Source organism: Brachyspira pilosicoli P43/6/78 (genome assembly GCF_000325665.1).
Taxonomy (GTDB): domain Bacteria; phylum Spirochaetota; class Brachyspiria; order Brachyspirales; family Brachyspiraceae; genus Brachyspira; species Brachyspira pilosicoli.
The window spans coordinates 378465-403328 of the sequence record NC_019908.1; the positions used below are offsets into that span (position 1 = coordinate 378465).

Consider the following 24864-nt stretch of genomic DNA (forward strand, 5'->3'; position numbering starts at 1 on the left):
AAAATTTATTAAAAATTATTACTCACTTTTTTTCAAAAGATCTTCAAATTTTGCTTTTACTTGCGGAACTGATAAACCTACTATTATCTGTATAGCATTTCCTTTTTTTACAAGTCCATGAGCACCGCCTTCTTTAAAATATTCTACATCTTTAACTAAATTTATATCTTTAACAGTTACTCTTAATCTAGTAGCACAATTGGTAACATGTTCTATATTTGTTCTTCCTCCTAATGCTTCTAAATAAATAGCAGCCTGTTCTTCAAAGCTTGATTTTTTAGCTTCTCTTTCTTTATAATCTTTTTTAGTATATAGCTTAGTTTTGCTTTCGCCTCTTCCGGGTGTTAGAATATTAAATTTCAATATTAAAAATCTAAATACTAAAAACCATATAACAGTGAATATAAGACCTATGATGATATGAGCTATAACCATAGAAGAATGATTTTTCATTGCAAATATCCAGTTTTGTGTAATAAATCCTATTAAACCAGCACCATAGTTTCCTACTACTCCTCCAACCTCATATAATACTGTAGCTAAACTAGCTGCCAATATAGAATGGATTAAAAATAAGAAAGGAGATATAAATAAGAATGTAAACTCTAAAGGCTCTGTAATACCAACAAGTATTGATGTTAATGTTACAGGTATAAGCAAAGCAGCCATTCTTTCACGGTTTTCTTTATTAGAACAAAAATAAATAGCCAAAGCAAGTCCAGGAGCACCAAATACTTTAGAGTTTCCATGTAAAGCAAATCCTCCCTCTGGGAATAATTGTTTAAGAGGCTCTACCATATTTGAAAACTCAGAAACATGTGTTATCCAATAAGGTTCTATACCTTCCGGTACAACTGCAGGTCCATAAATAAAAGGTCCATAAATGAAATGGTGAAGTCCTGTAGGGATTAATATTCTCTCTAAAAAAGTATATATAAATACTCCTACACCTCCTGCATTTGCTAAAAAGTTTTGCATTGAAGCTATTAAAGCTTGTATTTTAGGCCATATTAAACAAGTTAAAAATGCTAAAACTAATACAACAAAAAAACCTATAATATGCACAAAAGATGTTCCTTGAAATACTCCCAAATAATCAGGAAGTTTTGTCTCATAAAATCTATTATGAATCATAGTTATAACTACACCTATGAATATAGCACCTATTATGCTTGTATCTAATGTTTTGATTCCTGCTATTAAAGTTAAACCGCTTACTCCGCCTGGATTTTGAGTAAAATCAACTCCAAATTGAGGACCCCAAAAGTTAAGTATTGCTGCTATAAAATAATTGTATGATAAGTAACATATTAAAGTTGCTAATATTGCTCTTTCAGGTGCCATTTTTGAAAGACCTATTGGTATACCCAAACAGAAAAATAAAGGCATATTTCTAAATATAGTCCAAGCACCTTCTTCTATTATAAAAATTACCTTGTAAAATATGCCGTCTGGATTTGCCAAATTACCTACTATAGATTGGTCTTTAAAAATAATAGTAAGCCCTACAACTAAACCAGAAAAAGAAAATAACAGTACAGGCACAAACATAGCCGCCCCAAATTTTTGGAAACTAGCTCTTAAATCGATATTTGCAAACATTTTATATCCTCCTAACTTTTAAATTTTTTATGTTTTAATATCTTTTACATATTTAAGTTAAAAGTACAAAATATTTCATAACCTCACTTTTTAATGCCAATAAAATAATATTATTTTAAATAATCTAAATATGGCTTTTGATTATCTATCATTCTATCTAGCATTTCCTCTGTATTTTTACATACATTAACTACAGGATTAGCAAGTATAGCCTGCACTGCATATTCTTTTTTATGATGTATAGCAGCCTCAGCAGTTAAATCATATACACTCACATAGTTTCTTAGAAGAGATAAAAATCCTTTAGATATATTGTTTAATTTAACGCCCTTAACTCCATCTTTGCTTATTTCAGCAGGTACTTCAACTGCTATCCAATTAGGCAAATCTTCTATTAATCCGTCATTCAAAATATTTACAGCTTCTTCTGTGTATTTATTGTTTGTAACTATACCATCTATTATGCTTGAAGCTCTCTCTTTTACTCTTAATTCTATTTTAGGCTCAGCCTTTGAAAGAACTGTTCTGTATAATTCATAAAAGTCTAATATACCTCTATGATCAACAACGTCCCAAGCCCAAGCTATATATTCTCCAAAATGACTATCAACTGTTATAGGTAATAATTTATATTGTTCTAATATCACTTTTAATAATCTTCTGTCAGCCCATATAAACTCACCTTTCAATTTCTCTTCTATAGAATGGTCAAAACTCTCTGTTTTAGAAAATGCATTATTTGCTTTAGCGTATTTTAGTAAATCACTATAGCCTACTTCATGCTCAAAATAACTATGAGCGTTTTTTAATACATCAGGATACAAATCTTTTCCTGTCTTTTTATCTTTTATCTCTAATAAACAGCTGAAATGGTTAAGCCCGCCAGCTTTTATTTCAAAATCCTCATAATTCTTTTTTAGTATTTTTGGAAGCCATTTATGAAGCCAGCCTATCTCATGGCACATGCCTATAAATTTTGCATTAGGATAAGCCCTTTTTACAGCAGTACATATTGCAGTCATAGGGTTTGAAAAATTAAATATATAAGCATTAGGACATATGTCCATAGCATCTTTTACTATATCCAAAATAGGCGGAATAATTCTCAAAGAGTGAAATACTCCTCCAGCTCCTCCATTTTCTCCATAAACTTGATGTATTCCATATTGCATAGGTATTTTCCAATCTTCGTCCCATAATTGAAATCTATCTCCCACTTCTATAGAGCTTATAATGAAATCAGTGTTCTTAAATGCCTCTTTTCTCTCTGTAGTAGCATCAACACTAAAATTCAATTTGTTAGCCTCAATAAACTCTCTTACATAATCATATACCTTTTTTAAGGCGTTATTGTTAATATCAAGCAAAGTTATATGAGAGCCTTCTAATGATTTTGTGGAGAAAATGTCTCCAAGCATATCGCATCCAAATTGTGCACTTCCTGCACCAACTAAAACAAATTTCATATTATCTTCCTTAAAATAATGTGTTTTTTAATATTAATATATTATTTGTTTCATTATTACATAATAATATTATATTCAAAAAAGCTTGCATTTCAATAAAATGATTAAATTTTTTTCATTTTTTATTTAAAAAAGTATCATTTTTTTGATAAAAAGAAGTATTGGCTCTGTATTTTTATATTGTTTATTATAAAAAAATATTCTATAATATAAAAAATCTATTAATCGCTTAATAATTTAAGGAAACACAATGGGGCAGAAAGAAAAAATAGAGAATATTGCTAGTATGCTTAATATTGCTGAAACTACTGTGAAAAGATTTTTTTATAGTCCGGAAAAACTACATACTGATACTTTTAGAGAAATAATGTCGATTTTAGCTAAATATTATCCAGAAGATTTAAGGTCTATTGTGAAGACAGATTATAGAGATATATTGTTTATAATTAGAGACCATAATTTAATGGTAGTTTCTGATATTATTAAATATCTTCAGAAAATAACTTTAAAATATAATATTCCTATAAGATTATATGAAAATACTGATAATATACCTTTAAATGTGTTATTAAAGAAAAATAAAAAGACATGGAATGATGTTAGAGGTATAATAAGTTTGGCAACAGAAACAGAAGAGAGTACAAATGATTTTTTGATTCCTACAGTATTTTTAAATATGCCGCAGCAGGAATATGGGCTTAATATAGATGTTAATGACTATTTAGGCGGAAAATTAGCTATTGAGCATTTATATAAAAATAATTGGAGAAAACCTGTATTTATTACGCATCATGATTTAAGCGGAGATGTTAAAGAGAGATATGATGGGGTAAAAATGGCATGTAATGATTTTAATATAGATTGCAAGTTAATAACTACTAAAAACTTTTCTATGGAAGAATCTTATTATACAACAAAAAATGTTTTAAATAATGAAGATGCAGATTCTATATTTTATTTTTGCGACCAAATGGCAATAGGCGGAATAAAGGCTATAAATGAATTGGGGTATAAAATGGGGGAGGATATTGGTGTTATAGGATTTGATAATTTAGAGATATCTGAGTTTCTAGGATTAAGTTCCATAGACCAAAAATTGTACGAAAAGATATTGTATAGCGTAGAATATATATTATTTGGAAATGGGCAATTATTTACAGAAAAATCTTCAAAAATAATTTATAATCCAGAAGTTGTAGAAAGGAAAAGTTCTATAAAAATATAGTGTAAAAGTTTTATATTAAATCTTTTATTATATTAGGATATTTTATTTCTATGATTTTTGACTTATCTGCTAAATCATCAAATATGGTTGTATGCAATTTTATTGGAGATATTTGACTTCTAATATAGCCTATAACTTCATTTTGCACAAACACATCTTTTTTTATATTTATAACTATGAAAGGTATTTTAAAACCCCTTTGATGAAAAAGTTCAACTTGTTCAAAACTAGAATGAATTACATTAGTATCATATTCTATTAAAGGTATAATTTGTATTTCATTTTCTCTTTCTATATCTGTTATTAAATCTAAGAAATTATAATCTTCTTTTATTGGGTCATATAGGCATAGAGATTCTAATACCATATAATCATAAGTTTTTTTGCATTCATCTATCAAATCTGTAACATCTCTTTCATCTATTTTTGTATTTATACTATGAAGAGGCGAGAGGTTTCCGTTTGTGGCATAAGAGACAAAAATATCTGAGGCATTTAATGTTGTAGTATTTTTTATATATTCACAGTCAAATAGTTTATTATCTTTTACCTCCATAACGAAAGGTTTATAATAACAAACACTTTTACCCAACATTTTTATTGATTCTAGTATATTAGAAGCTAAATAGGTTTTACCGCTATGTTTCTTATTTGATATGATATAGAATATTTTCATTTAACATTTACCTTCTTTATTTTATTATTTTAATTCTTCTATACGAGCTTTAATATTATATTCTATTTTTTCATTTTGTTTTAAGTTTATTTCTTTACATAACACTATAGTTGAGTTTTGATAATTCATCTCAAGTTTATCAACAGCATCAGATATAGTATAATTAGGCATATATAAGAAGTTTGTCTCTTCATTGGTTTCTAAGAATAATTTTATTTTTATATATCCTTCATCAGCCATACCAAATATTTTGCCTTTGTATTCACCTGTGTTTGACAAGTTATCAGATATTCTGCTATTTTCCCCAATATAATATCTGTCTTTTTCGCTTCCGGCAAGCAAAGTAATATTATTTTCTAAAGCATAAACAAAACTTATTTCTTCATTAGATTTATTTAATATTGTTATGTTTATATTAAAACTGCCGTCTTTCTCTACAATATATTTTTTTGTTAAAAGAATTTCTTTTCCATTAACTAAACCATTTTTTTCAAAAGTTATGTTAGCGTTATTTTTATCTATATTATTTTCAATTAAATTATAATAAGAATTATAGAAATCAGCTTCTTCATCATAGTGTAATAATTGAAACTCTTCAGCACTAGGCATTTTCTTTAAGAAATGATCAACAGCAAATACCTTTTCATTTTTATCGAATACTAAATACTTAGCAATATTATCATCTATCTTTTTAGCTATCTCATGAATTGATACATGTTCATTTTCATTAGATTGTTTGCTTGCATTTCTAACAGCTGCAATATGATAAGCCTCTTCTCTTCTTTTTAAGCAGTCTATTAGGTTTATAGGGTTATTAGTTTTTAAATCCCATTCTATAATAGAACCGCTTAAAGTGTGAAATACCAAACTTGATTTCTCTGAACTTACTACAACCTCATCTCTGCCGTCAATATCAAAATCCAAGTCATAGTTCATAAAATAGCCGCTTCCATATTTCTTTTTTTCTACAATGGAAGTTGATTTTATAAGATTAGCATATGTAGCATGTCTTAAATTATTTAAATAAAGCCCTCCAAATGTGCCGTGCCAATAAGGACAGTTGCATTGCCCTTGTAATAAATAATCTAAAGCTTCTTCTTTTTCTTTAGATTTATCTAATTCGCTAACCATATTTGAAGCAAAAAGCATTCTTTTATTCATTCTATTGCTTTCAGAATATTTAAAGAAATAGTTTCTCCAAAAACCCCCACGCATAAATCTTGTTATTATTGCATTTTCTTCTTGTTTTTTTAATTCTTCTTGTTTTGAATGAAACTCATCTTGCACCCTAGCAGGAAGCACCCAAGTAAGCATTTCTTCATAAGAGCCTGTAGGTATATATATTTTTGAAGTAGGGGCATATTTTTCTATATAATCGCTATATGTAATAGTTTTTATAATGTCTTTTTCTTTTGTAAGTGCCTCAAAAAACTTTTCAAGCCATTTATCTTCATAAACCCATTTTTTTGTTCCAGGCCAATCTCCGTATTTTTCACCGTCATCATGCAATACTACTACTCTGTCGCCTTCTTCTGTTGCTATAGATTTTAAATATTCGATGGATTTTTCTACTTCTCTAAATGGTATTAAATAACGAAGCTCTTGAGATATAGGAAATATATTAAGCTTATAAGATTCATCATCTGTTAAAAAATATCCAAACATATTTTTTGTATCAATTCCTGTTGTGAGAAACTGAGAATCATCTATCATAATATATTTTATTGCGTTTTTTGCTAAGTGTTTTACAAGTGTTGGCTCCCATACTCTTTCAGCTATCCAAGCACCTTTTGGAGTTGTTTTGAACTTTTTTTCTATATATTCATTTAATTTTGTTATTTGCAAATCTTTATCTCTGTCTGGTATAGAAGGCATTATAGGCTCATAAAAAGCACCGCTTTGAAGCTCTATTCTGTTTTCTGAAACAAGTTTAGCTAAAGCGTCCAAATGTTCTGGGTGATTTTTTTCTAACCATTGAAGCAAACAGCCTGTATAATGAAAGTTAAATTTTATATCTTTATATTTTTCTAATATATCTAAAAAAGGCTTGTAAGCATTTTGATAAGTATTTTCGCATACAAAGTCAAAATTGCCTACAGGCTGATGATTATGATTTCCAAGTATTAAATTAATAGTTTTCATAGTAATTATCCATAAAAATAATATATTATAATTAACATAATTCTATATCATATAAGCTTTTTTGTAAAGTTTAATTTATGTTATATTATTAATTTACTTAAAAGTATTATAGCTCAATAAATTAATACTATGTTATTGTACTTGATATTTATTTTTAAACTGTTATAATATTCTAACAATGAAGGGTTATAGAATATTAATATTTTTCAAATAATATTATAGTCTGTTTTATAACATTAAACTAAAATAAATAATAGGAGATAAAAATATGTCTGACGATAAAACAATATGTTTCTGTATGGGTGTGAAAGAGAGTGAGATTATAGATGCCATAAAGAAAAATAAATTAAAGACAGTAGAAGAGGTATCAAAAATTACCAAAGCTGGAACAGGCTGCGGAGGCTGTATACCTACTATACAAAAGATACTCGACGATATTAATAAATAATTATTAGCGGGGGAGGTAAAATATATGTGGGAATATACTGATAAGGTAAAAGATCATTTTATAAATCCAAGGAATGTTGGAGAGATAGAAAATCCTGATGCTGAAGCTATGACTGGAAGTATCGTTTGCGGAGATGCTTTAAAATTAACTCTAAAAATTAATAAAGATACTGAAGTAATAGAAGATGCTAAGTTTCAAACATTCGGTTGTGCTTCTGCTATAGCAAGCAGCAGTATTTTGACCGAGATGATAAAAGGTAAAACTTTAGATGAGGCTAAAAAGATTACAAATAGAGATATAGCAATGGAGCTTGGAGGACTTCCAGAGGAGAAGATGCATTGTTCTGTAATGGGAATGGAAACATTAGAAAAGGCCATTAATAATTACAGAGGAATCAAAGTAGAAGAAGATGAGCATGATGAGGGAGCTATAATTTGTAAATGTTTTGGTATAACAGATACTAAAATAAAAAGAGCCATAAGAGAAAATAATTTAACAACAGTAGATGAGATAACATTCTATACTAAAGCAGGCGGCGGATGCGGAGCTTGTAAAGTAAAATTAGAAGATATACTAAATGAAGAGCTTGCTGAGAGAGAAAGAGCTCAAAAGAATGCACCTCTCACTACAGTTCAAAAGATTAAGAAAATAGAAGAGGCTATAGAAACAGTAATTAACCCTATGCTTAAAATGGACGGCGGAAGCTGTAAATTAGTGGATATAGAAGGCAACATAGTGAAAATATCTTTTAAGGGAGCTTGTTCTTCTTGTATGGCTTCTAAGAACACTTTGAAAGGCTTTGTTGAGCCTAAGATTAAAGAGTTGGTTGATAAAGATTTAGAAGTAGTAGGAGTGTGAATTATGTCTGACAAAAAAATTATATATATGGATAATAATGCCACTACGAGAGTTTATCAAGAAGTTTTGGATGCAATGCTTCCATATTTCAAAGACCAATATTATAACCCTTCTAGTATGTATAGTCCAGCAGGTGCTGTGCATAAAGAAATGGAAAAGGCAAGAGGGGAGGTTGCTGACTTTTTAGGCTGCGACCCTATAGAGGTTTGTTTTGTTTCTTGCGGAAGTGAGGGAGATAATATGGCTATTAGGGGTACAATAGAAGCTTACCCTACAAAGAATCATATTATCACTACTAGGGTAGAACACCCTGCTGTTATAGAAACTTGCAAATCATTAGAGCGTTTGGGTTATAGAATCACTCTTTTAGATGTAGATACTGACGGAAACATCAACATAGATGATTTAAAAAAAGCTATTAATGATAATACTGCTATAGTATCTATAATGTATGCCAACAATGAAACAGGTGTAATTTTCCCTGTAAAAGAGATTGGCGAGATAGTAAAAAATGCTGGTGCAGTATTTCATGTAGATGCTGTACAGGCTGCTGGTAAATTGCCTTTAAGTATGAAAGATGAGCCTTATATAGATATGCTAACAATAGCAGGACACAAAATACATGCTCCAAAAGGTATTGGTGCTTTATATATTAAAAAAGGTACTAAATTAAGAACAGTACAAACAGGCGGACACCAGGAGAGAGGACGCCGTGCTGGTACTGAGAATGTTCCTTATATAATAGGGCTTGGTAAGGCTGCTTCTATGGTTAAGGCTGAGCTTCCTAAATTCATTGAGCATACTTCTAAATTGAGAGACAAACTTGAAGAAGAAGTTTTAAAAAGAATTAAAGAAGTAAAAATTAATGGAAGAGGAGCTAAAAGGGTAAGCAACACTGCAAATATTAGTTTTAAAAATATAGAAGGTGAGGCTATACTTTTATTGCTTGACGGTTATGGTATATGTACTTCAAGCGGAAGTGCATGTTCTTCTGGTACTTTAGAGCCTTCTCCTGTTTTACAGGCTATGGGAGTTCCTTTTGAATATGCTCATAGTTCAACAAGATTCTCTCTATCATTAGATAACACTATGGAAGAAATAATGTATACAGCAGATGCTATAGAAAAGATAGTAGCAAGGCTTAGAGATATTTCTCCATATAGAGATTAAAAAATATAGAATATATATAATTAAAAAGGGGCTTAATAAAGCCCTTTTTTATTATATATATTATGAAACATGTTGAAATAAATTACAAACTACTACAAATGCAATTTATATATTTTATAGATATATTATCAACTTCTTCTCGCTGTAAAAAGTGCAAATATTTTAGTTTTATATCTAGAAAATATATAAAATAATACCATGCATTTTTTGATATACTTAATAAAAATGCAGTTCTTTTGGTTCTTTTATACCAATAAAAGAACTGGGGGTGTGGGGGCAAAGCCACCACAAATAATAAAAAACATAAAAATTTTATTATTCTTTTTCCCGCATCTACGCTCTGAGGACTTCGTCAAAGAACCAAAAAGTGCAAATAAAAAATAATATAAATATTTATTATTTTGGAGATTTATATGATAGCTAACAACATACTCGATTTAATAGGTAATACTCCTATTATAAGATTAAGTAATATTGAAACTAAATTTAATTTAAATAAAAATATAGAATTATATGGAAAAGTAGAAAAAAATAATCCTGCTGCTTCGATAAAAGACAGAGCAGTAAAACAAATATTATTAGATTTAATCAAAGACGGCAAAATAAAAAAAGGTTCTACAATTATAGAGCCTACTTCAGGAAACACCGGAATTGCTATGGCTGCTATTGGAAGCTATTTATCTCTTAATGTTATAATAGTTATGCCTTCTTCAATGTCTGAAGAGAGAAGAAAACTTATAAGAGACTATGGAGCAAAGTTGGAATTAGTTGATGGGGGAATGGATAGAGCAGTTGAAAGAGCAAATCAACTAAACAGAGAAATACCTGATTCTATAATAGCAGGTCAGTTTATTAATGAATCTAATGTTATGGCGCATTATTTAACAACAGCACCAGAGATATATAAAGATATGGGAGATGTAGATTATATATTTGCAGGAATTGGCACTGGAGGAACTGTTACTGGAATAGGGAAGTATGTTAAAGATAATAATAAAAATACTAAAGTAATTGGAGTTGAAGCAGAATCTTCTCCTCTTCTTACAAAAGGCTATGCTGACTCTCATAAAATACAGGGAATAGGAGCTAATTTTATACCAAAAATTTTGGATTTGAATGTAATAGAAAAAATAATAGATGTATCAGATGATAATGCCATTAATACTGCAAGAGAAATATGTTTTACTGAAGGTTTATATGTTGGTATATCTTCAGGGGCTAGTGTTTATGCTGCAATTGATTTATCAAGACAATTAGATTTAAATAATAAAATAAAGATGCTTTGTATTTTACCTGATACAGGAGAGAGATATTCTTGGAATTAAAGGATTATATTTATGAAACTAAAAACTTTTAATGAACTTCCTAATCAAAATGATATAAAAGAAATTGTAAAACTTATAAGGGACTATGTTTTTCCTAATTTTTTTAGAGAGACTCCTAATAAAGATATTGTAGAAAAAAATATAGCTGAACTTTATAAAAAAATAGTAAATAATGATTCTCTATTATTGGATTTTATAGAAAAGCTTAAAGATATTAAATTAAGTCTTGAAAAAGATTTAGAGTTTTTTTATCAGTCTGACCCTGCTTCAAAATCTTATGATGAAATAGTATTAACATATCCTGGTTTTAGAGCGATTTTTCATTATAGAATAGCACATATATTTTATAATCAAAAAGAGTTTTTAATAGCAAGAACTATATCTGAATTTGCACATTCAAAAACAGGTATAGACATTCACCCAGGAGCTAATATAGGAGATTATTTCTTTATAGACCATGGTACAGGGATAGTTATAGGTGAAACTACACTTATAGGTCATCATGTAAAAATATATCAAGGGGTTACTTTGGGGGCATTATCATTAACTAATGGAAGAAGTTTAGAAGGCAAAAAAAGACACCCTACAGTTTGCGATTATGTTACAATATATGCCAATGCTTCTATATTTGGAGGGGACACTGTAATAGGTAAAAATTCTATCATTGGTGCTAATTGTATAGTTTTAGAATCGGTTGAAGAAAACAAAAAAATCACTTTATAGATTTGTATATTTTATAAAAGTATTATCAATTTTTTCCCGCGTACGAACTGTACCACCTTGCCGCACAGTAATGTTATGCTTTAATTATAACTTCTTAGTCGTGCGTGGGAGTGCCTTTTAATGTACAATTAAATTATGAAATTTATAATAAAAATGCAGTTCTTTTGGTTCTTTTATACCAATACCGAAGGCACTTCCTACGGTCGTACCGAGTAGGTGCCTATCAGCAAAAGAACTGGGGTGCTGCATGGTGTGTACTTCGTTAAGGGTAAAGCCCTGCAAATATTTTCATTAAAACAAATAATTTTTTTATTTAATGTATATTTTATTCAACTTTTTCCCGTAGCAAAAAGTTGCAAAAAGTACAAGTATTTAAGTTCTTCTCTTACGTTTAGCTAAAGTGCAAATATTTTTATTTTATATCTAGAAAATATACAAAATAATACCATTATATTTTTGGCTATACTTAATAAAAATGCAGTTCTTTTGCTTCTTTTATACCAATAAAAGAAGTGGGGGTTCGGGGGCTAGTCCCCGAAAATAATTAAAATAAAAAAGTTAAAAATTTTAAGAATATATTAAAATAATAATTTTCTATCAACTTTTTCCCGTGTACGAACTGTACCACCTTGCCGCACGGTAATGTTATGCTTTAATTATAACTTCTTAGTTGTGCGGGGAGTGCCTTTTAATGTACAATTAAATTATGAAATTTATAATAAAAATGCAGTTCTTTTATACCAATACCATAGGCATAAAAAAAGAGGCTTAATATAAAGCCCCTTATTTTTATTTGTCTTAATTAAAATCAAACACCAAGCGAAATTATAGCAAAGTTTTTGATAGAAGCAGTAGCACCAGCTTCTTTAGAGATTTCATCTATTAAACTTTTAATAGATATTTTGTTGTCTGTAAATAATTTTTGGTCTATAAGAACGCTTTCAGAATACCAAGAGTTCATTTTACCTTCAACTATTTTTGCTACCATATTTTCTGGTTTGCCAGCATCTCTTACTTGTTTTTCAAATATTTCTTTTTGCTCATTTACAGCATTAGGGTCAATTCCCTCTCTGTTTAAAGCTAAAGGTTTTTCACTGGCAACATGCATAGCTATTTGATTTGCTATCTCTAAACATTTTCCTTTAGGTTTAACATCAAACTCAACAATAGTAACAAGTTTATTATTGAAGTGAACATAGCTTCCAAAGAAACCATCAGTCTTCATAACTTTTACTTCTGCAAGTACTGTTTTCTCACCCCATTTTTGCATACCTTCGTTTATCATAGCTTGAATAGTTTCACCATTCTCACCTTTAGTGTTTAGAAGAGTATCAACAGTAGCATTATCAACAGTCATAGCAGTTTTAGCAATGCTTTTAGCTAAATTAACAAATAATTCATTTTTAGCAACGAAGTCAGTTTCACATTGAAGCTCTATACAAGCAATTTGAGTTTTATCATCATTAACACAAAAACCTATAGAACCTTCTTTAACTGTACGTTCGCTTTTTTTAGCAGCAACAGCTGTACCTTTTTCTTTTAATAGGCGAATAGCCTTATCCATATCACCATCAGCTTCTTGAAGAGCTTTTTTACATTCCATAATACCTATACCAGTACGCTCTCTAAGCTCCTTAATAGTATCCATACTAATATTTGCCATTTTTTTATCCTTTATTTAATTTATTTATTTTTTAGTCTTGGTCGTCTTGGTCAGAAACACCATACTGTTCAGCAATAGCTTCAGCAGCTTCAGTAGCACTATTGTCATAAACCTCTTCAGCAATCTCGCCAGTAGATTCATGTTTAGCTAAAGTTTCTTTTCCAGCCTCGTTTTGTCCGTCTATAATAGCAGAAGATATAACGCCAGCAAATAAGCTTATAGCTCTGATAGCATCATCGTTACCAGGTATAGGATAATCTATAAGTTCTGGGTTACAGTTAGTATCTACTACAGCAACTACAGGTATTCCTAATTTTCTAGCTTCGCTTACAGCAATATGTTCTTGCATAGGGTCTATTACAAATATCATGTCTGGTAAGTTTTCCATATCTTTGATACCTGCAAAGTTCTTTTCTAATTTATCTTTTTCTTTAAGAAGTAGTATTACTTCTTTTTTAGGTAATTTATCAAAAGTACCATCAACTTCTTCTTTTTCTATTCTTTTAAGTCTAGCAATACTTTTTTTGATAGTAGCGAAGTTAGTAAGCATACCGCCTAACCAACGATTATTAACATAATACATATCGCATTTTTCTGCAGCTTCTTTTATGCTTTGTGAAGCTTGTTTTTTAGTACCTACAAAAAGTATATTTCCGCCGTTTCTAGACATTTCTTTAACAGCATCATAAGCTTTTTTTACGTAAGTTAAAGTTTTCATTAGGTCAATGATGTGTATATCATTTCTCTCCTGAAAAATAAAAGGTTTCATTTTAGGGTTCCATTTTCTAGTTTGATGTCCGAAATGAACGCCTGCCTCTAAGAGGTCTTTCATAGCTGGTAATGACATAAGCATATCCTTTAAAATAAAATAGAGTACCGATTAAGGCACCCTATATCCATAAATTTCTAAACTATTACTATATTAAAAAAATCATAATGCTTTGATTACTAATTTTAAGTAACAATGTCTTTTTATTTAAGATAATTTATTAAAAACTATCTTTAAAGAGCATTTTGCTATTATGGAAAAGTTTACCAATTAAATCGGCTTGTTTAACATAATAACATTATTACACAAAAAAGTCAATTATTAAATAATACTTTATTTATATTATTCAACAGTAACACTTTTAGCCAAATTTCTAGGCTTATCAACATCACAGCCCCTTATCACAGCAGTATGATAAGCCAATAGTTGTAATGCCGCTATTGAAACTATAGGCATAAACATATCCTCAACTTTAGGAAGATATAATATTTTTCTGTATGCATCTTTATCTATATCAGCACCTTCTTTAGCAAAAAGTAAAACATTAGCCCCTCTCGATATAACTTCTTTAGTATTGCTTATCATCTTGCTTAATATCTTTTCTTGTATAGCTAATGCTACAACAGGGGTATTATCAGTGATAAGAGATATGGCACCATGTTTAAGCTCTCCGCCTGCATAAGCTTCGCAGTGAATATAGCTAATCTCTTTCATTTTTAAAGCACCTTCCATAACCTGATAATAGTCCAAATCTCTGCCTATAAAAAATATACTGCTTGCTTCTTTATAATCGATGCATAAATCTTTTATAGTGTCGCTCATATTAAGTACGTCTTTTATAGAGTCTATGCTGTTTATTAAATTTTTTATTAATATTTTTATATAATCATTGTCTTTTATTTTTCTATCTAATACTATCTTAAATGTTATCAAATACATTACAGCCATCTGTACAGAATAAGCCTTTGTTGAAGCTACAGATATTTCAGGTCCGGCATAAGTATATATAACATAATCAGCACTTCTAGCAATAGATGAACCATTAACATTTACTATTGCTAAAGTTTTATATCCTTTCTCTTTAACCAAATTTAAAGCCGCTAAAGTGTCAGCCGTCTCACCTGATTGCGATATAAATATTGAAAGAGTTTTTTCTGTAAGTATAGGGTTTTTATATCTAAACTCTGAAGCTATTTCGCATTCTACAGGTATTTTGCAATTATCTTCTATAAGTCTTTTTCCTATCATAGCAGCATGCATTGAAGTTCCGCAGCCTACTATATAAACTCTATCAAAGAATGTCCAGAAATCATTATCAGTGATTCCGTCTCTTTCAAAATCTGGAACACCGTAAACTATTCTAGGCTCTATAGTATCAAGAAGTGCTTTGGGCTGCTCATTAATTTCTTTGAGCATAAAATGTTCATATCCGCATTTTTCTGCCTGCTCCAAAGTCCAATTAGCTTCAAGTATTTTATAATCAGTTTCTTTTAGGCTTTCATTATATATGGTTATTTTATCTTTTTCCAAAACGGCAATATTATTTTCTTCTATCAATACGTATTTATTTGTATATTTTAGTATAGCAGGTACATCAGAAGCTAAAAAGTTTTCATTATCCCCTAAAGCTACTATTAAAGGTGCTGACTTTCTTACTGCATATACTTTATTAACATCATCTTTAAATATAATAGCAAAAGCATAAGAGCCTTCTATTATGTTAACTGCCTTTTTTATAGCAGATAAAGCATCTCCATCATATAATGAATCTATTAAATTTGCTGCTGCCTCAGTATCTGTTTCAGAAATAAATTTGTATCCTTTTTCTAATAAATCTTTTTTATATCTTTATAATTTTCTATAATACCGTTATGAACAAGAGAAAGTCTTTCTGTAAAATGAGGGTGTGCATTAATATCTGAAGGAGCTCCATGTGTTGCCCATCTAGTGTGCCCTATACCTATGTTTGAAGATATGTTATTTTGAACAATATTCTTCAAATTATCAAGTTTGCCTTCTGCCTTAAAAGTAATAATTTCTTTATTTGAATCAACTACAGATATTCCGGCAGAGTCGTATCCTCTATACTCTAAAGATGAAAGTCCTTCAATGAGTATATCAATTGCATTATCATTATTTCCTACATATCCAACTATTCCGCACATATTAAAAATCCTTTAAATTTATTAAAATTAAAAATTATGTTAAATTAAAACATAAAAAAGTCAATACTTATAAAAGTAATATTATAGATAGTAATATTCGGAATTAAATAATATTTAATATAGTAATATTTATTATTTGTATATTTCTTTTAGTTTAGTTTCATCATAAAAAGAAAGCCTATAAGAATATAGTTTTATAGTTTTATCTAAACTATTTAAATCAGGCTTTACATATAATGATACACTAGATAAATCTGAATACCACCATATAGTGTATTCTTCAAAAGGTTTGTTGTAGTATGAATAATATTTTATATCTGTGGAAGATGAATCGCCGTATTTGAATGTTATTTTTTCTTTTATATCTTCTATGTCTGCTGCCTCAGAAGGGTAGTAGAAATCATTTTTGTTATAACTGTAGCCTATATGATTGCATACTTCTATTCTATAAAGATAATCATTATAGAAATATAGATAATATGCCAACTTATCATCGGGGTTTTTATATATGTTTAAAACCGTTTTTTCATTTAATTGAATTTCTTGATGAAAGTCAGCATATAAGTCTGTATTATAATTTGTAATTTTATTATTAACTTCTTCTATATTCATACCAAATTTAAGGGTTTTATATCCGTCCAAATTAAAAAACTCAGGAAGCCCTTTTAATTGTGCAAATAAAACATTGCTGAAAATAAAAATAATTACAAAAATTTTATACATAATTTTGTTTATTTTCTATTATAAAAATTATTAATTATACTAAGTACTTCTTTAGGGTCATCAGTATGATGCATAAGATTTAAATCATCTTTATCTATATACTTCTCATTAATCATATCTTTTTCTATCCAATTCATAAGACCAGTATAGAATTTTTTGTCAAATACTATTATAGGTATTTTGTTTAATACTTTAGTTTGTACTAGAGTAAGTGTTTCAAACATTTCGTCCATAGTACCAAATCCGCCAGGAAATACTACTAAAGCTTTAGCATATTTTACAAACATCACTTTTCTAGCAAAGAAATATCTAAACTTAATTTCTTCTTTTACATAGGGGTTAGTTTTCTGTTCAAAAGGCAATTCTATGCATAAGCCAATAGAGTTTCCATTAGCATCAAAAGCCCCTTTGTTGCCAGCTTCCATTATTCCAGGACCGCCTCCTGTGATGATATCATATTTATTTTCTGCTAATAATTTTGCAGTCTCATAAGCTAATTTATAATGCGGATGGTCAGGCTTTGTTCTTGCACTTCCAAACATTGTAACGGCATTGTTGTATATAGACATAGTTTCAAAACCATCAACAAACTCTCCCATTATTCTAAATATACGCCATGCCTCTTCATTCATATCTAAATCTTCAAATTCTGTGCTTTGTCTTCTCATTTAAAATCCTTTTTTAATTTTTTATTTTTAATTAATTTTTTATTTTAGTATAATAGCTGTACCGTAAGCAACAACCTCTGTAGTGCCTTGCAATACTGAAGAAGTGCTGTAATTAACTCCTATTATTGCATTAGCACCTAGTTTTTTAGCTTCTTCTATCATTCTGTTTGTAGCTATATCTCTTGCTTCGTTTATCATTTCTGTGTAGCTTGTTACTTCGCCGCCAACTAATGTATTTAAAGAAGCTAATATATCTTTTCCTATATGTTTTGATTGTACTATATTGCCTTTTACTAAACCTAGTAGTTCATAATTATTTGTAGGTAAGTAGTCTACGCTAAAAATTTGCATATTTGTTTTATCCTTTTTTATGTTTTTAATATATTGTATTATGTTAATTAGTCGGAAATTGATTGCTTAACTTGATTATTTTTAAGTTTGTATAATTTGAATTTAATTAAAAATATTATTATAATAAATACTATTAAAATAATAATAGGTGTTTTATTATGAAAGCTAATACTATAAAAAATGTCTTTACAATGGCTAGTTTATATTTTTTAAAGAATCTTTTAAATATTTCTTGCAAACTTTTACCTATGCTTATAATAGCATTGAGTTTATTAAACTTGAGTAAAACTATTATTTTTAATTGGAGAGATATTGTACTGTTATTAATTTTGGAAGCAATTTTAATTGTTGGTACTATTATTTTTTACTCATTGTTTTTTAAGAAAGAAAAAAATGATAATATAGATAATGTAGAGAATAAAGAAAATACTGAAAAACTTTCTGAAGACAATTCAAAAACAAATGAGCTAAGCACACAAACAAAAAATAAATTACCTATTCTAAATATAGCAGTAGCCTTTTTAACATTTTTAACTTTTATATTTATAATACTAAAACTTTTTAATGCCGTTACATGGAGTTGGGTTTGGGTATTATTTCCATTATGGTTTTCTACTGCTTTAATAATAGCAATACTTATAATATTTATAATTTATTTAATAATATCTCTTATAGCTAAAAAAAATAATAAGAACGAAAAGACTAATAATATAGAATCTGATAATAATAATACAGAAAATAATAATGATTCAGAATTAAACAATTAAAGGATAATTTAATAAATGACAAATATTTTATTATATATAGTTTTTACAGTTTTGGGAATACTTCTTTTATATCTTGGCGGTACATATATAGTTGATGGCAGTGTAATGATTGCAAACAAATTAAAGATTCCTCCTATAGTGATAGGGCTTACTGTTGTTGCAATGGGTACATCTATGCCTGAACTTTTTGTTAGTTTATTTGGTGCTGTGAGGGGAGAGAGTGCTATTGCTGTTGGTAATGTTATTGGGAGTAATATATTTAATATAGTATTTGTGCTTGGGGTGTCTGCTTTGTTTATGGATATGGCTGCGGGCAAAAAATCTTATCATGTATCTATGCTTTCTATGTTTATAATGTATGCTGTATTACTTATTACTTTATTTAATTTTAATACTAAGAGTTTAATTGGTGATAAGATATCTGTTGTAGAGGGTGTGATACTTTTAGTTTTGCTATGCATATATGTTTATTATTTGTATACTGTTGTCTCTAAAGATAAAGATGAGCTTGCTATATTTGAAAAAGAGGTATCATCATCTACAAAGACATATAGCATTTCTAGAGCTATATTTAAAATTGTGTTGTCAATAGTTGCTCTTGCTGTGGGTTCTGATATATTTTTGAAAGGTGTTACTGGTATATTTAGAAATTTTATAAGCGAGCATATTATTGGTTTTATAGTTGTTGCTGTTGGTACAAGCATACCTGAACTTGTTACAAGTGTGATAGCAGCTTCAAAGAAAGAGGCTGATATATCTATAGGAAACATTGTTGGAAGCAATATTTTTAATGTTGGTGCTGTGCTTGGTATATCTTCTATAGCTTCATTTAAGTTTGGAGGAATAGTTTTACCTGCTGCACAAAATTATTTAATAGACTATTCTATTATGGTTTTAAGCGGTTTAATATTGTTATTATTTACTTTAAGAGGAAGAAGTTTAAATAAGGTAAAGGGAATTATATTTTTAGTAGTGTATATATTTTATGTATTATATTTATTAAAAACTACTTCTGTGTAAATATGGTTTAAAAATTATTATTTATATATATCTAAATAACTATGTTATTTAGATATATATTTTATCAACTTTTTCCCGCCGCAAAAAGTTGCAAAAAGTGCAAGTTTTTAGCTTTATATTTAGATAATATATAAACAATATATTGTATTTTGATTATATATAAGTAATACTTTATTAAAATGCAGTCTTTTTGCTTCTTTGGGTCATACCTAAAGGTACTTCCTTCGGTCGCAAAAAGAAGTGGGGGTGTGCACCCTCCGGGCACGCTTCGCAGGGGGCAAAGCCACCACAAACAAAAAACTTAAAATAGATTTTTTGACAAAGTTAAAAATTTTCAGTATAATTAAACTATCAACTAAATTACTTTTAATTTTTTGGAGTTTTCTTTTGAAGATTAGAATTAATGTTGGGTGTGAGATACCTAAAAGCCTAAAAAGAAGTTTTCATTTGTTTCTATAATTACAGTGATATGTATACTCGGCATACTTGTGGGCGATATGGTTATGATTACTGTTTTATCTGTTATGAATGGCTTTCAAGATGATATAAGAGATAAAATACTTGGAATGAGGGCTCATATAAATATCAGTGCCTATGGAGACCAACCTCTTCTAAACTATGAGTATGTTGTAGATAATATTAAAGACAATAAAGAGATAACAAGCATTTATCCTTATATAGTTCTTCCTTCAATAATGCGTACATATACTTTTACAACGCTTATTACAGTTCGTTCATTTGAAGATGATATATTTACAAAAGATAGGGATTTTATTAAGTATTTTAAGTTTATTGAGGGGTATAATAAAAATTTAGGCACTAATGATGCTTTGATAGGCTCTGAGATGGCAGACGATTATGCTTTATCTGTTGGAGATACTATAGATATAGTTTCTGCTTCTGGAAGTTTTGAAAAAGGATTTAGACCTCAAAAGACAACTTTTACAATAAAGGGAATATACAAAACAGGCTACTATGAATATGACAGTAAAATGGTGATAGTGCCTCTAAAAACAGCTCAGGCTATGATGGGTTATGAAGGAGGAGTAACAGGCGTAGCTGTAAAAATAAAAAATTTCTTTGATGCTGATAAGGTTGCTAAAAATATAGATTTGTCATTAAAGCAGTTTTATAATGTTATGCCTTGGATGCTTTTTGACAGAAACTTTTTTCAGGCACTTCATACAGAAAAACTTATGCTTGGTTTAATATTATCTTTTATTATATTAATAGCTGCTCTAAACATAGCATCAAGCCAGATAATATTTGTTAAAGATAAAAGAAGAGATATTGCTATAATAAAGACTCTTGGATTAAGACCTTCAAATGTAGCTAAGGTATTCTTTTTGGAAGGGGCTATAATAGGAGGAGTTGGTACTATTTTGGGTGTGATATTTGGAATACTTCTTGCAAGCTATGTAAATGAAACTTTAGAGTTTATAAGGGCATTTTTACAATCTATAGTAAGCATTATATGGTTTATACCAGCACATATAAGTCCTTCTATAACTGTGCCTATAGTGCCTGATTTCTTCCCTCCAGATATTTATTATGTAAGTAATGGGCTTCCTTCAATAATACGTTTTTCACAAGTTTTTATGGTTGCTTCTATATCGTTTTTACTTTCTGTTTTATTTGCTATAATACCTGCATATATAGCAAGCAAATATAAACCTGCTGAGGTGTTGAGATATGAATAATAATATGAATAGTAATATTGCTAATAGAGAAGTTTTAATAACTATAGATAAACTAGTAAAAACATATGTTGGACCTCCAAAGGTTGAAGTATTAAAATCTATAAGTTTAGATATTTATAAAAATGAGATATTGGCTATTACTGGGGAGTCTGGAAGCGGTAAAACAACGCTTTTAAACCTCATAGGCGGTATAGATGATATTACATCTGGAAGTATTAATATAAACGGCAACAATATAGGCAAGATGAATGAGGGGCAGTTGGCTAAGTTTAGAAACAAGTCTTTAGGTTATGTGTTTCAATTTCATAATTTGCTTGGAGAGTTTAGTGCTATAGAAAATGTAATGATACCTGCTTTAATGTTAAAATATGATAAAAAAAATGCCCGCATAAAGGCTGAAGAATTACTTGAGACAGTTGGGCTTAAAGATAGAATGCATCATAGAATAGGGGAGCTTTCAGGCGGAGAGGCACAGAGAGTTGCTATTGCGAGGGCTTTAATTAATAGTCCTATGGTTGTGTTGGCTGATGAGCCTACTGGAAATTTAGATAAGAAAAATGCTGAAATTATCAGAGAGATTTTGTGGAATATGACTAAAAAAACTTCATCTACTTTGATTATTGTAACGCATTCTTTATCTATTGCTAGTATGGCTGATAGGAAATTAAGACTAGAATACGGTGAAAAAATAGTGGAATACTGATATTTTAATATTGGCATAATTAATTTTTAGATTTTACTTCCGATAATAAATTGTATATTTTTTAAGGTTCGAATGATTATGCAATTTAATATAAGACTCAGGGCAGAAATCTTTTATAGTATAATAGTAGTTGGTTTACTGTTGATTATTTTTTTATTTGTGTTTAGTTCTAAGGGATTTGTTAATATAGATAAACAAAGACAGGCTGTTGAAAAAAAGAGAGAAAAAATAGAAGAACTTGATAGAAAAAAGAAACAGATATTAAATAATATAGATAGACTTACAAATGACAGAGAATACATTCTTTCATATGCTAAAACTTTTGGGTATTTAGATAGCTCTAAAAATGAAAAAATCATAAAAATAATACGTGATAATAATAAAGATTCTTATAATACATATAATTCAGAAGAGTATGTAGTAGATAATAATACTGAAATGGCTGCTATTAATTCTAAAGGTGTTATTATTTTGGCTATATTGTTAGCAATAAGCTTTGTTATTTATGTATTATTTGTTAATAGAAATATCTTTATAAAGAAGCATGGCAATAATGTAGTTAATTATAAGGGTAGTTCAATGTGAACATAAAACCTGCATCATTTTGAAATGGTTCATAATATGGCACAAAACTAAAGCTTAATCCATCTTTTTTCTTACCATATATTCTTTGATAACTATCATAAGCAACTGTAGCACCAAATATAACTCCTGCAGTAATTTCAAATATTGTAGCAGATATCCATAAAGATTTATATCTTGACCTTCCGCTAGTTGAAGGCTGAACAAAAGAGTTTTCTAAAGCATCTAAGCCAAATACTATAAGTGAAGCATAACTATATGATAAAAAACCAGCTAATATAAAAGTTACTTCTGTGTATCTAAAAGGGTGGCTTTTGTATCCGTCTGTTGGTATTACAGATGAACTTATAACTCCGTTTTGATTGATAATATTAGTTCCTTTCATTTCAAATATAGACTTAACGCTATTAGTATCTATGCTATATTCTGAGCTTAATGTTTCATTATTTTCTATGATAGGTTTTTTATTTTCTGTGCTATTAGTACTAGGCATATTGGTAGAAGGAGCAAAATAAAAAGCCCCGAAAGATATTTTTGCTAACAATAAAAATACTACTATGCTTTTAAAAAAGTCCATATACTCCTACCATAAACTCTAATCCAGTTAGATTAACAGTCTTTATTTCCTCAGGCATATTAAAGCTATTATCTTCATAATATGTTCCGGCATTAATTGGTTTTGTATAAAATCTATATCCAACACCTGCATTAATACCTAATGTATCAGTTATATTATACTGTATATTTGCTAAAAGTCCAATACCTAGCATTACATCTGTAGATTTTATTTTAGTTCCATTTGGTATTAATAAGTTTCCATTTCTATAATCACCGCCGTATACTTCGCCTATATCTGTAAAAGTTACACCGAGTCCTACATAAGGAGTTAATACCAACCTTACTATTTCTTGATATATTTTTATATTTATATCAAAATTAAATCTTGTATCAATGCCATAGCTGGTTTTGAAAAAATCTCCAAATAATAACCCCATGCTCAAATTAGGAGAAAATAATTGAAAGTCATAACCGAATTTAAGGTGCATACCTAAAGCATAATCATTTTTATTTAGATTTACTTTTATTTTACCGCCAGCAGAGTTTGTGCCTTGGAATTCTTTTACTAAAGGATTTATTTTGTATGAAGCATAATTTATGTTAAGACCAAAAATAAAGTTTCCTATATAAGTTTCTCTAACAATATCTCCAACTTGTATATTTCTTCCTCTCGATATTGTTGCTATAGAATATTCACTTCCCATATCTTTTATTCTTAAAGTGCCTTTTTGTTTATATTGACCTTCTATAACATTTCCAGATGGTAAAACTATATCTTCAGATTTTGAATATACTTTAAATCTTGTATTTTTAGTAAGTCCATGATCATATCCTGCCAAAAGTATAATATTTCCATCTGTAATATCAGATATTTTCAAAGTTATTTTAAAAATATTTCTCATTTTTGTACTTACTTTATAAACCAAATCATTACAAGCTTCATCAATAGCAGCATCTCTAAAAGCCTGTGAAGGATACCTGTCTATAGAATAATAACTAGAACCGCTTACTTTTGAAGAGTATAATATTTTTGTTGTAGAAACATCAACTATCTGCAAAACCAAATCTACATTAGCATATATTGTTCCTGTTCCATCATCACTGTCATAATCATATCTTGTGCTTGAGTGGGTTATTTTTCCTGTAATAGCTTTACTGTATCCGTATATTTTTCCCATTTCTATAACTTGTTCATCTGTTATGCCTGTTAATTGAAGTTCCATTTCTTTTAGGTATTTATCTAAATTTTCTCTATCTACTATATTAAATCTCTTCATTCTAGTAAGTGAGTTTTCTATTAATGTTGTAACTTTTTTACCTAAATCTTTACTATAACCTGTAGAAACATCTTGTATTTCAAATACAGCTATATTTTCTTTTATATATTTTTCTGAGATTTCGTTTTTTACAATTTGCGAAAATAGATTGCTGCAAAATAATATTATGAAAATAATATAAAATAATTTTCTAATCATATAATATATATTTAATAATTAAAATTTTTTTATTATGTTATATTATTAAATAAAAAAGTCAAATATATTTCACTTTTTCTATTTT

21 protein-coding genes and 2 pseudogenes are annotated in these 24864 nt (G+C 28.9%); 11 read left to right on the plus strand and 12 right to left on the minus strand.

The window, feature by feature from the left end:
• Positions 1–18: 18 nt before the first annotated feature.
• Together BPP43_RS01685 and BPP43_RS01690 are read right to left on the minus strand one after the other, a co-directional pair.
• The gene (locus BPP43_RS01685) at positions 19–1602 is read right to left on the minus strand and encodes an alpha-glucoside-specific PTS transporter subunit IIBC (RefSeq protein WP_013243216.1); all 1584 of its coding nucleotides are present in this window, start codon (positions 1600–1602) and stop codon (positions 19–21) included.
• 110 nt (positions 1603–1712) lie between these two features.
• Complete coding sequence (locus BPP43_RS01690; protein WP_015273974.1) at positions 1713–3068, minus strand: family 4 glycosyl hydrolase; 1356 nt, start codon at positions 3066–3068, stop codon at positions 1713–1715.
• A 250-nt stretch (positions 3069–3318) separates the two neighbouring features.
• Here BPP43_RS01690 and BPP43_RS01695 point away from each other — a divergent pair, with 250 nt between their 5' ends.
• A complete protein-coding gene (locus BPP43_RS01695; protein ID WP_014932914.1) occupies positions 3319–4293 on the plus strand; it encodes a substrate-binding domain-containing protein in 975 nt (324 codons plus the stop codon).
• A 10-nt stretch (positions 4294–4303) separates the two neighbouring features.
• Here the strand turns inward: BPP43_RS01695 and BPP43_RS01700 are convergent, their stop codons facing one another.
• Together BPP43_RS01700 and BPP43_RS01705 are read right to left on the minus strand one after the other, a co-directional pair.
• Positions 4304–4969 (minus strand): AAA family ATPase, encoded by a 666-nt coding sequence (locus tag BPP43_RS01700; protein WP_013243213.1) that lies wholly within the window; start codon positions 4967–4969, stop codon positions 4304–4306.
• Between the two features lie 24 nt (positions 4970–4993).
• The gene (locus BPP43_RS01705; RefSeq protein WP_014936137.1) at positions 4994–7111 is read right to left on the minus strand and encodes an alpha-amylase/4-alpha-glucanotransferase domain-containing protein; all 2118 of its coding nucleotides are present in this window, start codon (positions 7109–7111) and stop codon (positions 4994–4996) included.
• 268 nt (positions 7112–7379) lie between these two features.
• Between BPP43_RS01705 and BPP43_RS01710 the strand changes: the two genes are divergently transcribed.
• The 5 genes from BPP43_RS01710 to epsC all read left to right on the plus strand — a co-directional run bounded on the left by BPP43_RS01710 (position 7380) and on the right by epsC (position 11635).
• A complete protein-coding gene (locus BPP43_RS01710; protein WP_015273975.1) occupies positions 7380–7559 on the plus strand; it encodes a (2Fe-2S)-binding protein in 180 nt (59 codons plus the stop codon).
• A gap of 24 nt (positions 7560–7583) precedes the next feature.
• A complete protein-coding gene (gene nifU / locus BPP43_RS01715) occupies positions 7584–8417 on the plus strand; it encodes a Fe-S cluster assembly protein NifU (RefSeq protein ID WP_014932918.1) in 834 nt (277 codons plus the stop codon).
• Positions 8418–8420: 3 nt separating this feature from the next.
• A complete protein-coding gene (gene nifS / locus BPP43_RS01720; protein ID WP_013243209.1) occupies positions 8421–9587 on the plus strand; it encodes a cysteine desulfurase NifS in 1167 nt (388 codons plus the stop codon).
• A 413-nt stretch (positions 9588–10000) separates the two neighbouring features.
• Entirely contained in the window at positions 10001–10912 is a 912-nt protein-coding gene (locus BPP43_RS01725; protein WP_015273976.1) for a PLP-dependent cysteine synthase family protein, read from the plus strand.
• Positions 10913–10924: 12 nt separating this feature from the next.
• Positions 10925–11635 (plus strand): serine O-acetyltransferase EpsC, encoded by a 711-nt coding sequence (epsC, locus tag BPP43_RS01730; RefSeq protein ID WP_015273977.1) that lies wholly within the window; start codon positions 10925–10927, stop codon positions 11633–11635.
• A gap of 808 nt (positions 11636–12443) precedes the next feature.
• Here the strand turns inward: epsC and tsf are convergent.
• The 6 genes and pseudogenes from tsf to BPP43_RS01760 all read right to left on the minus strand — a co-directional run bounded on the left by tsf (position 12444) and on the right by BPP43_RS01760 (position 17974).
• Positions 12444–13298, minus strand: coding sequence for a translation elongation factor Ts (gene tsf, locus BPP43_RS01735; protein WP_014936133.1), 855 nt, complete (start codon positions 13296–13298; stop codon positions 12444–12446).
• 31 nt (positions 13299–13329) lie between these two features.
• Positions 13330–14145 (minus strand): 30S ribosomal protein S2, encoded by an 816-nt coding sequence (gene rpsB, locus BPP43_RS01740; protein WP_014936132.1) that lies wholly within the window; start codon positions 14143–14145, stop codon positions 13330–13332.
• 264 nt (positions 14146–14409) lie between these two features.
• A pseudogene (gene glmS / locus BPP43_RS01745) lies at positions 14410–16232 on the minus strand (glutamine--fructose-6-phosphate transaminase (isomerizing)).
• A gap of 132 nt (positions 16233–16364) precedes the next feature.
• Positions 16365–16955, minus strand: coding sequence for a hypothetical protein (locus BPP43_RS01750; RefSeq protein ID WP_014936129.1), 591 nt, complete (start codon positions 16953–16955; stop codon positions 16365–16367).
• An 8-nt stretch (positions 16956–16963) separates the two neighbouring features.
• Positions 16964–17623 (minus strand): LOG family protein, encoded by a 660-nt coding sequence (locus BPP43_RS01755; protein ID WP_013243202.1) that lies wholly within the window; start codon positions 17621–17623, stop codon positions 16964–16966.
• A 39-nt stretch (positions 17624–17662) separates the two neighbouring features.
• A complete protein-coding gene (locus BPP43_RS01760) occupies positions 17663–17974 on the minus strand; it encodes a YbjQ family protein (protein WP_013243201.1) in 312 nt (103 codons plus the stop codon).
• Positions 17975–18132: 158 nt separating this feature from the next.
• Here BPP43_RS01760 and BPP43_RS01765 point away from each other — a divergent pair, with 158 nt between their 5' ends.
• The 5 genes and pseudogenes from BPP43_RS01765 to BPP43_RS01785 all read left to right on the plus strand — a co-directional run bounded on the left by BPP43_RS01765 (position 18133) and on the right by BPP43_RS01785 (position 22749).
• On the plus strand, positions 18133–18741 hold the full coding sequence (locus BPP43_RS01765; RefSeq protein ID WP_015273980.1) for a hypothetical protein: 609 nt from the start codon (positions 18133–18135) through the stop codon (positions 18739–18741).
• Positions 18742–18756: 15 nt separating this feature from the next.
• Positions 18757–19761 carry a calcium/sodium antiporter gene (locus tag BPP43_RS01770; protein WP_014932927.1) on the plus strand — a complete coding sequence of 335 codons (1005 nt, stop codon included), beginning with the start codon at positions 18757–18759 and terminating at the stop codon, positions 19759–19761.
• A gap of 403 nt (positions 19762–20164) precedes the next feature.
• Positions 20165–21461, plus strand: a pseudogene (locus BPP43_RS01775) (ABC transporter permease).
• Positions 21454–22164: an ABC transporter ATP-binding protein gene (locus BPP43_RS01780; RefSeq protein ID WP_015273982.1), complete on the plus strand. Its 711-nt coding sequence runs from the start codon at positions 21454–21456 to the stop codon at positions 22162–22164. The pseudogene BPP43_RS01775 and the gene BPP43_RS01780 overlap by 8 nt, the downstream one beginning before the upstream one ends.
• Positions 22165–22242: 78 nt before the next feature.
• Positions 22243–22749 (plus strand): septum formation initiator family protein, encoded by a 507-nt coding sequence (locus tag BPP43_RS01785; protein ID WP_015273983.1) that lies wholly within the window; start codon positions 22243–22245, stop codon positions 22747–22749.
• Here the strand turns inward: BPP43_RS01785 and BPP43_RS01790 are convergent.
• Together BPP43_RS01790 and BPP43_RS01795 are read right to left on the minus strand one after the other, a co-directional pair.
• Positions 22724–23323 carry a hypothetical protein gene (locus BPP43_RS01790; protein WP_014932930.1) on the minus strand — a complete coding sequence of 200 codons (600 nt, stop codon included), beginning with the start codon at positions 23321–23323 and terminating at the stop codon, positions 22724–22726. The two genes, BPP43_RS01785 and BPP43_RS01790, sit on opposite strands and share 26 nt — an antisense overlap.
• On the minus strand, positions 23310–24779 hold the full coding sequence (locus BPP43_RS01795; RefSeq protein ID WP_013243193.1) for a CsgG/HfaB family protein: 1470 nt from the start codon (positions 24777–24779) through the stop codon (positions 23310–23312). Before BPP43_RS01795 ends, BPP43_RS01790 begins: the two co-directional genes overlap by 14 nt.
• Positions 24780–24864: the final 85 nt, after the last annotated feature.